Here is a 12,820-nt window from a genome sequence, read left to right as displayed (position 1 = left end):
GATCTGACTGTGTTTTAAACAAGTAATTTCCATGACTGCTCACCTTATATTTTAGAAACTATCGCTTAACTAATCGATAAAAAGTCTTCGGCCACAATATGGGGAATAATCAAACAATGACGACCTGTAATTTGCGAAGTATCTCCCCGTAAAATAATGCCAGCCGCCGTATCATCAATAACCCAACTCCCCACCATGTAATGGTAGTCAAAGGCCTGGGGCAGTTCAATATATTCTTGGATAATAAAACCCTCCTCACCATAACCATAGGTAGGCCGTTTTTCCACTGCTCCAGCCCCCAACTCAATGGAAACACCAATGCCTTCCATACCCAACAAAGGTTTACGAACGTGTAAGCCCTCCAATAATAAACGGGTTGCTTCTAGGGAAATATCACTCTCAAAATAAGTGGGCAGGAGATATTCAGCATACTCACTCTGTTTGAATTCTTGCCAAATTAAAGCCATGGCCCCTTTGTTAGATAAAATTTGTTTCCATAAAGGTTCAATTACTTTTGTATCTCCCACCGCTAAACGTTGGGCTAACGCCTCAGTGCAACCAGCATTGGCCATATCATTTTGCAAATCCGACCAATCATATATTTTCCATAAAATAGAAATTCTTTCATTAGCATGGTCAATGAAATAACCGTCCTCATCTAAACCCAAGCCCCTTTGGATTAATTGACCCCGATCATTTTCTAAACCCCTTAGATAAACCAATTGGGTGTAAACATTTTCATCCACTTCATCGTGCAGAATTTGGATTAATTGCATTGCCATTTCACTATCTTCTTCTAGTTGTTCATCCACCAGAAAGGAAATGCCTGTGCGGAGTAAATCATATTCTTCATAAATTCTGCGCCATTGCCCCGCCGTTCTTTCCCAATATTCATTAAACTGACTAGCATTGGCCGGTAAAGCATAGGCCCCTTGATTGTGGTTGCGTTGGTAGTCCACTAACCAATTCCATTGGTAAACCGTTTCCGCTCCCAATAGTGGCGTTTCCCCATTAATTTCAATTAATTTAATCTGACCATCTTCGGTGACCACTAGATCAAAACGGGTAGCTAAACTCAAATCTTCCACTGGATCGGTGCGATGCCAACTTTTTTTCAGAGCAGGCCAATATTCAGAGCGAATTTTTAACTGGGCTAACCTTTCATCAACGGCGGAATCATCATCCTCATCAAAAAACCAGTCTAGAAATTCCACACACATTTGCCAAAGTTTTTCACTCGCAATGGCGATCGCCGTTTCTTCCTGGGGGCTGAATTGGATGGCAAAGGGTTGGGACAGGGTTTCCACCCAATATTGCTGGGCCGCATCACTGAGCACATCCGCTTGATAGGCATTGTCCTGAATATGCTGACGCCAGCGGGGACGACGACTAATTTTGATCGGTTGCATTATTTGCCTCCCCGGCCAGTGCCCTTAAAGGTGGAACCGAAACCCTTATTACTACTGCGCCCAGAAATGGTGCCCTTGGCAGCGGTACCCGCAGGTCGGGGGGGAGCGGGGGCAGTGACCGCCTTGGAGGTGGAAACTTTGCCTGTGGTGGTGCGGGGTACAGTGACCCCATTGGGGGTGATCAACTGGTCTGGATTCGTCCCCCGATAAACGATGGACGGTTGCAATACCCGTCGCTGCACACCGCCGGAATAAATGTAGGTGTAACTGTTGCCGTAGGGATAAAAATAGGCCCCCCCAAAGACTGGACGGTAACCACTGGTGTGGTAGCCACTGGGGGTTGGTTCACAAGTTATCCCATCGGCTTGACAATCGGCTCGACTGCCATAGACTGGTGCATTGCGTTGATGTTCCGCCTGGGCCGCCTTCATTTGGGCCTCACATTCCTCCGGGCGAATTGGGGGCGGACTTGGGGCATTGGGTAATTTGCCGGCTTTGTGGGCCTCTACCAAAACCTGATACTCCTGGGCCTGATTGGTGGTGTCTGTTTTACATTCCGCCACACTGGTGTAATAAAGGGCTTCAATTTTCTCGTTATTGCCGGCTCCACTACCCTGGTTAGTTTTGGGATTATTGCCTTTGCAACTGGTGCTAACCATGGCCAACACCGCCACCATGGCGAGATATTGCCTTACCTGTTTGCGGTAAATGGGCCGAGAAATGTTGCCGGAGAAATGATTGGGGTCCATGGCGATCGCCGGGTCGGGCAGTAATGATGGAATCATTGTATTGAGATTTTCCGGGGATAAACTAATTGGTAAAAATTATTTACGAAAGAATCATGAAAATTAGCCAATTTCAGCCCCATTGGGGGCAAATACGAGTTCTGAATAGGGTTGATTAGGCGTCAGGGATTGTTAAGCTAGGGAAATATGGACTGCTAAATTGTCATTCAATCTTGAGAAAACACCGTGCTAGACGAACAAGCCAAGAAAACTCTCCTGCGTAAAATTCCCCACGGACTCTACGTCTGTGGCGTTAAATCTGGAGACGAAGCTAACGGTTTCACCGCTAGTTGGGTAATGCAGGGCTCCTTTGAGCCTCCCCTCGTGGTTAACTGCGTGCGCACTGACTCTATTTCCCATCGGCTGTTGCAGGAAAGTGGTCAGTTTGCCCTCAGCTTTCTGGCGGCGGACCAAAAAGATGTGGCGGCGCAATTTTTTAAGCCCCAACGCCGGGTCGGAGACAAGTTTGAAAACTTTGATGTGCTTGATGCCCCCGAAACTGGTTGCCCTGTGCTCAAAGATTGCTTAGGCTATGTGGAATGCCGGGTGGTAGGCTCTGTGGCCCACGGCGATCACACCGTTTTTGTCGGTGAAGTGATTGGCGCCCAAGTTTTCAACGAAGGAGAGCCTTTATTGCTGGAAAGTACCGGCTGGAACTACGGCGGTTAATCAGGTTAGGGATTTTGCCAAGGTTTTTCCTTGGTCGCTGAAAGGAATCAACAGGAGTTATTAAGGCTGAACCAATATGCCCTCAGTCTCCCACTGTCTCTAGCCAATGCTCTTCATTGGCACTGAGTAAATGCTCGGCCGCCTCCATTAGGTCGGGCATTAGTCCTTTAATGTCTTTTTTGTTTTCCAGATAGGTGCGCAGGGCGGCGAGGGGATCAAGGGCGGAACCAACCCCCAATTCTGGCAATCGGGGCCTGGCCAACTGACTCACCAATTCTGGGCGGATGGTGTAGGAATGGCTCGGTTTCAAAGCCTCCTGTAATTTGCGGTTATCTATTTGTTCTAGCTGTTCAGAACGAATTTGGTAAATTAGCCGTACCACCGCATCATCAATGGTTGTTTTGGCGATCGCCATTAATAATTCAGCCTGGGGATCTTCGGCCTCCGTTACATCGACCTTAATGGTTTTAAAGGGACGGGCGGACAGAGGACAAAATTGCCAATTTACTTTTCCCTTGCTAATTTCCAGCCAAATATAGCCTTTATCTTCCTTTTCTTCACCAAAGTCCACCCGCTCAATGCTACCGGGATAAACAATGGGGGGATTGTTGTGGGGATTGAGATTTTGGTGTTTGTGGACATGGCCCAAAGCAACGTAATTAAATTCGGGCCGATTAATTAAGGCTAGGGGAATAGTAAAACCTTTACCTACGGAGAGGGTTTTCTCCGCTCCAAAGGTGGCCCGGTCTGCCATTAAATGGGCCAACAAAATTGTGGGTAGCTGGGGATCTAAGCTCCGGATTTCTCCTTCCAAAATGGGTTGTAACTTTTTCAGCAAGAGCAAGTTAATTGCTTCTAGGGACAATCCCTCCGTTTCCGGCCTGGTTAACAGAGTCGAACGGGTCAACCAAGGCAGGGTAACAATTTGCAAATCCCCATTCACCGTGGGAATTAAATGGGTGGCCAGGCGATCGCCAACGATGAAGCCGGGTACCGCCAGGGTGCGATAGATGCAAAGACTAGCTCCCCCACTGCCCTGGGAATGCTGATCATGGTTGCCCACTAATAGGACAGTGGGAATATGGGCATCGGCCAAACGGCGAAATTCAGCCGCAAACGCTTCCTGGACGTAGGGGGGCGGGGTGGCATCGGGAAAAGCATCCCCCCCAAAAAGCACCACATCCGCCGGCTCTTGAATTGCCCGGTCAATGCAAAGCCGTAAACTCTGGATAAAATCTTCTAACCTCGTATTTAGCCCCGTAGCCGGATTAATGTGCCCATGGGAAAAACCACTGCCCAGATGAATGTCAGAAAGATGCAGGACTTTTAACATGGCAATAATCTTCCAATAACTCCAACAAAAAAGGGAAGACGTTTTGTCCTCCCTAAAATCCCATGGTAGTGGCCCACTGAGGGGAGCTAACTATTCCACACCGGGGGCAATCAATTCCCTTGTTTCACCGGGGATGACCACCACTTGGTTGTCTTCGCCAATGTCCACCAGGGCTTGACTACCTTCCTTGAGGCGGCCCGAAAGAATTTCTTCCGCTAACACGTCTTCCAGCAGGCGCATAATGGCCCGGCGCAGGGGACGGGCACCGTAGGCAGGGTTGAACCCTTCTTCCACAATGCGTTCTTTGAACTTGTCGGTGACTTGCAAAGAAATTTCTTTTTCCACCAACCGGGCAAACACATCCCGCAGGAGGATTTCGGAAATTTCCTTGACTTCGTCCTTGTTCAATTGACGGAAGACGATAATCTCATCCAAACGATTCAGGAACTCAGGACGGAAGTAGTTTTTCAACTCTTCATTCACCAAGGAGCGAATGCGATTGTATTGGGACTCGGCTTGGTCGTCGGCAAAATCAAAGCCTAAACCACCGCCACCTTTTTCAATCACCTTGGAACCAATGTTGGAGGTCATGATCAACAGGGTGTTTTTGAAGTCCACTGTGCGACCTTTGGCATCGGTAAGGCGACCATCTTCCAAAATTTGCAGGAGCATATTGAAGATGTCCGGGTGGGCTTTTTCAATTTCGTCGAAGAGCACCACCGTGTAGGGGCGACGGCGTACCGCTTCCGTTAACTGACCACCTTCGTTGTAGCCCACATAACCCGGAGGAGAACCAATCAATTTAGAAACGGTGTGGCGTTCCATAAATTCGGACATATCCAAGCGGATCATGGCTTCTTCGGAACCGAAGAAGTAGGCCGCTAGGGCTTTGGTCAGCTCCGTTTTACCAACCCCAGTGGGACCGGAGAAGATGAAGCTCGCAATGGGACGGTTGGGATTTTTCAGTCCGACCCTAGCTCGACGGATGGCGCGGGAAACGGCTTTAACCGCATCTTCTTGGCCAATTAACCGTTGATGGAGGGTATCTTCCATGTGCAACAGTTTTTCCGACTCCGATTCCGTTAGCTTGTTCACCGGCACCCCTGTCCAGGAGGCGACAATGTGGGCAATTTCTTCGGAAGTTACTTCCGGTTCGCCGTTATCCCCTTCCGCTTTTTTGGAAGAGGCGATCGCCCGGATTTGTTTTTTAATTTCGTCTTCCCGGTCCTTGAGTTCCCCAGCTTGCTCGAAGTCCTGATTGCGGACAGCATCATCTTTTTCTTTCAGAATTTGCCGCAATTCCTTATCCAATTCCTTTGCCGCAGGGGGCAATTGGGAATTAATCAACCGCACCCGGGAACCAGCTTCGTCAATGAGGTCGATCGCCTTATCAGGCAGGAAGCGGTCGGAGATGTAGCGGTCGGAAAGTTTGGCGGCCGCTTCTAGGGCTTCGTCTAAAATTTTCAGTTTGTGGTGCTGCTCGTAGCGTTCCCGCAGACCGTAAAGAATCTCGATGGTTTCTTCCACGGAGGGTTCCCCCACCATCACCGGCTGAAAACGACGTTCCAGGGCGGCATCCCGTTCAATATGCTTACGGTACTCATCGAGAGTGGTGGCCCCAATACATTGCAATTCTCCCCGGGCTAGGGCGGGTTTGAGAATATTAGCGGCATCGATCGCCCCTTCGGCGGCCCCGGCTCCGATCAGGGTATGAACTTCATCAATCACCAGGATGATGTTACCGGCCTGGCGGATTTCATCCATGATTTTTTTCAGCCGTTCCTCGAATTCCCCCCGGTATTTGGTGCCCGCCACCAACAGACCAATGTCCAGGGTGACGACCCGTTTTTCTTCGAGGATGTCGGGAATATCTTTGTTGGCAATGCGCTGGGCTAGACCTTCGGCGATCGCCGTTTTACCTACCCCTGGCTCCCCAATCAGGACAGGGTTATTTTTGGTGCGGCGTCCTAGGATTTGAATTACCCGCTCAATTTCTTTCTGGCGGCCCACCACGGGGTCTAACTTACCCTCCCCGGCCATCTGGGTGAGATTAGAGCCAAACTCGTCTAGAGTTGGGGTTTTGGTGCGGCCAGAGGATCCCCCTCCAGCGGCCACCTCGGCGGTTTCTCCCAACATACGAATCACCTGGGTGCGGACTTTGGATAGATCAACCCCAAGGTTTTCCAAGACCCGAGCAGCTACCCCTTCCCCTTCTCGAATCAGACCCAACAGCAAGTGTTCGGTGCCGATATAATTGTGGCCCAGTTGCCTTGCTTCCTCTAGGGAAAGTTCTAGCACTCGCTTGGCCCGGGGAGTAAAGGGGATTTCCACAGCCACAAAGCCTGATCCCCGCCCGATAATTTTTTCTACTTCAATGCGGGCATCTTTGAGATTAACCCCCATGGATTTGAGAACCTTGGCGGCGACGCCAGTCCCTTCGCCAATCAAGCCGAGCAGAATTTGTTCCGTGCCAACGAAGTTATGTCCGAGGCGACGAGCTTCCTCCTGAGCAAGCATGATTACTTTAATGGCTTTTTCCGTAAAGCGTTCAAACATAACCTGAATCCATCACCTCAGCGTGCCCTGTGTATTGCTGATTCTAACATAGCGCTTTTATTGTGCTGTTGCCCTGGGTACAGCCGTGGATGTAGGTTTAACGGTGGAATGGCGAATTGCGTCTGTGGGGTTTTCCCTACCTCAGTCTTTGTAATCCTATGCCCAGATTCTCTATTTTTGACCCTGACAATTAACAGAATCAGAGGTAATAGAGCAATGGGGGATCTCCGTTTCGACTAGTTAAATGATGAAAAATATTCTGGCGATCGCTGCAATGGCCCATCAAAGCTGACCAGAATCCCCCACCATCGTTGGGCAAATAATTCCAGTCAAAGTTGAAGTCAAGCACACTTTATTGCTAAGTGGCCACACAGGCGCTACTTTCCAACACCGTCCGCCGGGCCCACTGATCTGCCGCCAAAATTTTTTCTAGATCAGGACTAGCTGTATTTTGACCAACGTAGAGGTCACAGGTCTTTTCAATCAGACGAGGAATATCCAAAAAGCTGATTTTTTCTTGCAAAAATAAAGCTACGGCTTGTTCATTGGCCGCATTTAACACCGCTGGCATGGCGCCCCCGGCCCTGCCGGCCGCATAGGCTAACATCATGCAGGGATATTTGTCGTGATCCGGTTCCCGAAAACTTAAACTGCCAGCTTTTACTAAATCTAACTGCTCCCAGTCAGTGTAAATCCTTTCTGGCCAGGATAGGGCGTAGAGGAGAGGTAGACGCATATCGGGCCAACCCAACTGAGCCAAGACAGAAGTATCTTGCACCTCAATTAAGGAATGGATGATGCTCTGGGGATGGATAACAATATCAATGTGGTCGTAATCCAAGCCAAACAAATAATGGGCTTCAATCACCTCCAAACCCTTATTCATGAGAGTAGCGGAATCAATGGTGATTTTTTGTCCCATGGCCCAATTCGGGTGTTTGAGGGCATCCTGTACGGTCACAAAGGGTAAACGCTCCACCGGCAAGTCCCGGAATGCGCCCCCGGAAGCGGTGAGAATAATCCGCCTCAGTCCGCCCTCCGGAACCCCCTGCAAACATTGAAAAATAGCCGAATGCTCGGAATCTGCTGGTAATAGTTTCACCCCCATTTTTTCCACCAGGGGCAATACCACTGGAGCCCCCGCAATCAAAGTTTCTTTATTGGCTAAAGCAATATCTTTCCCTGCCTCAATGGCCGCCATGGTAGGCAATAATCCCGCACAACCAACAATGCCTGTGACCACGCTTTCTGCATCGCCATAGCGGGCTACTTCCACTACCCCCGCTTCCCCCACCACATATTCCGGCTCGTAATTGGTCAAACTGGCGATCGCCGTTTTTAGATCCGCTAACTTTTCTTCCCGGCGAATAGCAACTATTTCTGGGCGAAACTCCGCCACCTGTTGGGCCAGGAGTGCCACATTGCCTCCGGCCGCTAAGCCTACCACCTGAAAAGCGTCGGGGTGATGGGTAACAATGTCCAGAGTTTGGGTGCCAATGGACCCCGTAGAGCCAAGGATAGAAATGCGTTTCACCATTACCGCCGTTGCTTAATCAAAACTAATCTTCCCAATCTTACGGGGTTGCCGCCCATCTGAGAAGAAAAAACTCCCCCAAGGTCAAACCAAGGAGGAGCAAAAATTATTAAGAGGGATCAGTATTCCCAATTCGCACCATGGCTAACATTGGGAAACCATTTTTCTAGTCCTGCTGATACCTGCTAACTTTATTTCGCTAAGCCCCAGCCAGGAGGGGAAAGGGCAGGATCTGGACTACATTGCCAGGCCCGAAGACTTTGCCAGCGTCCTGTAAACCCTAAACAGCAACAGAAGTGCGGGAAGTGGTAGTCAACTCACCTTTGGCATATTTAGCAGCGTAGTCATCCAAGGTTAATTGCTTGATCTTAGAAGCATTACCAGCAGTCCAGAACTGTTGATAACGGTCGGCACAAATCTGCTTCATATACTTGATAGAAGGCTTGAGGAAGTGACGGGGATCAAAGTTCTTGGGATCCTTGGCGGCGGCTTCCCGGAAAGCGGCGGTGATGGCCAAGCGGTTATCGGTGTCGATGTTTACTTTGCGAACACCGCTCTTAATACCCTTTTGAATTTCTTCTACGGGCACACCATAGGTTTCGGGGATGGCACCACCGTATTGGTTAATCATGTCAATCCATTCCTGGGGAACGGAGGAAGAACCATGCATTACCAAGTGGGTGTTGGGCAACAGGCGGTGAATTTCTTCAATGCGGCTAATGGCCAAAACTTCCCCAGTGGGCTTACGGGTAAATTTATAGGCACCATGGCTGGTACCGATCGCCACGGCGAGGGCATCCACCTGGGTTTTGTTGACGAATTCCACCGCTTCCTCGGGATCAGTCAACAGTTGGGAGTGGTCTAATTTCCCTTCAAAACCGTGGCCGTCTTCCGCTTCCCCTTGACCGGTTTCCAAGGAACCTAAGCAACCCAATTCCCCTTCTACACTGGCCCCAACGGAGTGGGCTACCTTAACGACTTCAGCGGTTACATTAACGTTGTACTCAAAGCTAGCGGGGGTTTTGGCGTCGGCTTCCAAAGAACCATCCATCATCACACTGGTGAAACCATTACGGATGGCGGAATAGCAGGTAGCGGGGCTATTACCATGGTCTTGGTGCATGGCAATGGGAATGTGAGGATAGGTTTCGACCGCCCCCAAAACTAAATGGCGCAGAAAATTTTCCCCGGCATAGCTACGGGCGCCACGGGAAGCTTGCAAAATTACAGGGCTGTTGGTTTCATCAGCGGCCTGCATGATCGAAATGATCTGCTCCATGTTGTTGACATTGAAAGCGGGAATGCCATAACCATTTTCCGCTGCATGGTCTAACAGCAATCGCATTGGGACGAGAGCCATAAATCCTCCTAAGTTCTATTGCCTAATGTGTATTGGGGTCGCAAGACAAGTCTTTATATGGGTCTCATCTTAGGCTAGTTTCTGTCCCTTGACAATTTTTAATGATCTTTTTTGCCCCGCCTCAGGAAATTTGTGCTAAGGCATTGAAATCAGCCCATACCAACATCCCCACCCTAGTCTATGGCTTAACAACCAAGTTTAGGATGGGGAAAAATTTAGGTATTTAGCAATATGACCCACGGCGATCGCCATCGGGGATCAAACAATTCAAAGGGTAGGGAACACTTCCTTTGCCACCGCAATGGTCTGGTCAATCTGGGCTTCGGTGTGGGCCAGGGAAGGGAAACCAGCTTCGTACTGGGAAGGGGCAAGATAAATACCCCGTTCCAACATCCCCCGGTGGAAGCGAGCAAATTTGGCAGTGTCGGCTAGCTTGGCATCTTCATAATTCCGCACAGGGCCGGGGGCAAAGAAAATCCCAAACATGGCACTGATGGAACCGCCACAAACTTCATGGCCAGCCTCCTGGGCCGCAGTTAATAACCCTTCCACTAATCGTTTAGTAATCTTATCCAGATATTCGTAGGAGCCGGGCTTTTGCAAAATTTCCAGGGTTTTAATACCCGCGGTCATGGCCAAAGGGTTACCGGACAGAGTCCCAGCTTGATACATTGGCCCGGCTGGAGCCACCATGGCCATAATGTCTTCCCGACCGCCGTAGGCCCCCACCGGCAAACCGCCACCAATCACCTTACCAAGGGTGGTTAAATCGGGGGTAACGCCAAATCGAGCCTGGGCACCACCATAGGACACCCGAAAGCCGGTCATTACTTCATCAAAGACCAATAAAGCACCATACTCCTTGGTCAATTCCCGCAACCCTTCCAAGAAGCCTGCATCGGGGAGAATAAAGCCCGCATTGCCTACCACCGGCTCAAGAATAACCCCAGCGATACTGTCGGGATTTTCCACAAACAAGGCTTTGACCGCTTCCAAATCGTTATAGGGAGCCGTTAAAGTTGCCTTAGTGGTATTGCTGGGCACCCCAGGGGAATCCGGCAGACCAAGGGTGGCCACCCCAGAACCAGCCTTAACCAAAAACATGTCGGCGTGGCCGTGGTAACAACCCTCAAATTTAATAATCTTTTCCCGGCCAGTGAAGGCCCGCATCAAACGCAACACGGACATACAGGCTTCAGTGCCGGAGTTGACAAACCGCACCATTTCAATGCTGGGCACGGCATCAATGACCATTTCCGCCAGGACGTTCTCCTGGGCACAGGGAGCACCAAAACTAGTGCCCTTATCCAAAGCTTGTTTGAGGGCATTGATCACATCAGGGTGGGCGTGACCACAAATGGCCGGTCCCCAGGTGCCTACGTAGTCAATGTATTGATTGCCATCTAAGTCCCAAATCTGAGCCCCTTCTACTCGGTCAAAAACAATGGGCTGACCGCCGACGGACTTAAATGCCCTCACCGGAGAACTGACCCCCCCAGGCATTAGATGTTGAGCCGCGGTAAAAATTTCCTCTGACTTAGTGGTGATAAAAGGGGTTGCGTTAACCAATTCGCGTCTCCTTTGGGTGTAAAGACTGGCTATGTAAATTCATTGAACCTGTTCCCGCATTAAAAACACAGACGGGGACAATTCCACTGTACAGAATTTTGGTGCCCCGTTAAACAAATTTCTAACCTCCTGGCTAGGAAAGCGAAGTCCCTGAGGACAGTTCCAAGAAGCTATCGCAGCCAGTCTCTATTCCTGTGACCAATAGCGCCCAGTTCTGAGAAAACGTTGAAAACTCTCAGATTTTGCTCCCCGGGAAAGAGGAGAAAATTTTTAGCGCAGGAGTAGATAATAAATTTGCCCGTCGTCACTCATTAAACCGGCCCGATCGCCTGGGGTTTGGCCAGTGCCCATAAAAATATCGACCCGACCGGGGCCTTTGATGGCACTGCCGGTGTCCTGGTCCACCACAAAACGACTAACGTTGACTTTTTGACCCCGACAATCGGGAATAGGGGCCGCTAAAACGGCGATCGCCCCTGGAGGCATAAGGGATTTATCGGTGGCAATGGAACGCTCGGCGGTGACCGGCACACCGATACTGCCCTTGGCGGGGGTGCTGGCGGAGGTTTCCTTAAAAAAGATCAAACGGTTATTGCGGGGAATGAAACGGCTTAGTTCACCGGGATTCTGTTCAAAATACTCAATTAACTTTGGCAACGTAACTTCCCCCGGTTGAAAAATGCCTTCCTGAATAGTTTCCTTCCCCAAGCTTACGTAGGGATAATCCGTCGCCCCAGCAAAGGCCACCGAACTTTGGCCGCCTCCCACCCAGTTGATTTTGGCGGAACCTTGCACCTGGATTAGATAGGCATCTAAACGGTTACGAAACCAGGCAATTTCCCGCCCTTGCAACTGACTCGATTTTCCTAAGCCGTCCAACCCTTCTAAATCAGCCCTGGTGGGGTGGGGCTTAGACCAACGGGAAAAATTATTGGGTAGGCCATAGATGGGATAACGATACTCAGCAGTACGTTGGCGACTGGCAGTATAGACCGGCTCAAAATAACCAGTGAAATGCACTGTTCCCTGGCCATCGTTACCGATCGCCTGATAAAACTGAAATTCCCTGGCCACGGCCGTCTGAAGAGCTTCCGGGCTGGGAGACTGTTGCAACAAAATCTTAAATCTCTGCAGGGAACGGGTTACTCGTTCTCTGGTCACCCCCGGTACAGGGTAATTCTGATAGGCTCGGGCGGCGCTGGCCGTTTTCAAATAGGCCAAACTATGGTCAATGGCCCGCACTAGGGACTGTTTATCCCCCGCCGAACAATGGTTACCCCACAACTGTTCATCAAAACCCACTGTTGGCGTTAAATTTGCCCCCGTCACTGGGGTTAATGGTTGTGACTGGGCCCCAAGACCACTGCCATGGACAGCAAAAAACAACATCAAGGCCAAGAGCGGGAAAGATTGTTTAATCATTTGTTGTTTTCTGAAAATTACCTAACCATTGACGAAAGTTAAGTTTACCCGCTCCGCCAGGAATGGGGCATGAGGAGTTACCAGACCGCAGGCTAGCACATTATCATGGCTAGGCTAATAGCATTATTAAGAACTTGTGTTTGTTGACTTTTAAGAAGAAAAAATAGGGCCATCCCGATGAAT

General features: G+C 49.9%; 10 protein-coding genes. 1 reads left to right on the top strand and 9 read right to left on the bottom strand.

The annotated features are described in order from the left end of the window. Positions 1–65: 65 nt before the first annotated feature. Together IQE94_RS12640 and IQE94_RS12635 are read right to left on the bottom strand one after the other, a co-directional pair. The gene (locus tag IQE94_RS12640; RefSeq protein WP_212718886.1) at positions 66–1,409 is read right to left on the bottom strand and encodes a glutathionylspermidine synthase family protein; all 1,344 of its coding nucleotides are present in this window, start codon (positions 1,407–1,409) and stop codon (positions 66–68) included. Further along, positions 1,409–2,194 carry a DUF1190 domain-containing protein gene (locus IQE94_RS12635; protein WP_223342074.1) on the bottom strand — a complete coding sequence of 262 codons (786 nt, stop codon included), beginning with the start codon at positions 2,192–2,194 and terminating at the stop codon, positions 1,409–1,411. Before IQE94_RS12635 ends, IQE94_RS12640 begins: the two co-directional genes overlap by 1 nt. A gap of 186 nt (positions 2,195–2,380) precedes the next feature. On the opposite strand from IQE94_RS12635, the gene IQE94_RS12630 reads away from it, so the two are divergent. Then, positions 2,381–2,863: a flavin reductase family protein gene (locus tag IQE94_RS12630; RefSeq protein WP_190596443.1), complete on the top strand. Its 483-nt coding sequence runs from the start codon at positions 2,381–2,383 to the stop codon at positions 2,861–2,863. An 82-nt stretch (positions 2,864–2,945) separates the two neighbouring features. Here IQE94_RS12630 and sbcD read toward each other — a convergent pair whose 3' ends face one another. The 7 genes from sbcD to IQE94_RS12595 form a co-directional block, all read right to left on the bottom strand. After that, the gene (sbcD, locus tag IQE94_RS12625; RefSeq protein ID WP_212718883.1) at positions 2,946–4,196 is read right to left on the bottom strand and encodes an exonuclease subunit SbcD; all 1,251 of its coding nucleotides are present in this window, start codon (positions 4,194–4,196) and stop codon (positions 2,946–2,948) included. 90 nt (positions 4,197–4,286) lie between these two features. Further along, positions 4,287–6,752: an ATP-dependent Clp protease ATP-binding subunit gene (locus IQE94_RS12620; protein WP_194017474.1), complete on the bottom strand. Its 2,466-nt coding sequence runs from the start codon at positions 6,750–6,752 to the stop codon at positions 4,287–4,289. A gap of 199 nt (positions 6,753–6,951) precedes the next feature. After that, a complete protein-coding gene (locus IQE94_RS12615; RefSeq protein ID WP_212718880.1) occupies positions 6,952–7,101 on the bottom strand; it encodes a hypothetical protein in 150 nt (49 codons plus the stop codon). 9 nt (positions 7,102–7,110) lie between these two features. Continuing rightward, positions 7,111–8,286, bottom strand: a complete 1,176-nt coding sequence (gene dxr / locus IQE94_RS12610) for a 1-deoxy-D-xylulose-5-phosphate reductoisomerase (RefSeq protein ID WP_370630542.1) — start codon at positions 8,284–8,286, stop codon at positions 7,111–7,113. Between the two features lie 280 nt (positions 8,287–8,566). Further along, on the bottom strand, positions 8,567–9,646 hold the full coding sequence (fba, locus tag IQE94_RS12605) for a class II fructose-bisphosphate aldolase (RefSeq protein ID WP_212718876.1): 1,080 nt from the start codon (positions 9,644–9,646) through the stop codon (positions 8,567–8,569). 267 nt (positions 9,647–9,913) lie between these two features. Then, a complete protein-coding gene (gene hemL / locus IQE94_RS12600; protein ID WP_223342073.1) occupies positions 9,914–11,215 on the bottom strand; it encodes a glutamate-1-semialdehyde 2,1-aminomutase in 1,302 nt (433 codons plus the stop codon). A gap of 270 nt (positions 11,216–11,485) precedes the next feature. Then, entirely contained in the window at positions 11,486–12,637 is a 1,152-nt protein-coding gene (locus tag IQE94_RS12595; protein ID WP_212718871.1) for a murein transglycosylase A, read from the bottom strand. Positions 12,638–12,820: the final 183 nt, after the last annotated feature.

The organism is Synechocystis sp. PCC 7339 (assembly GCF_019924095.1).
Taxonomy (GTDB): Bacteria; Cyanobacteriota; Cyanobacteriia; order Cyanobacteriales; family Microcystaceae; genus Synechocystis.
The sequence above is the reverse complement of the archived record's forward strand: the minus strand, read 5'-3'. Positions and strand labels throughout refer to the sequence as shown.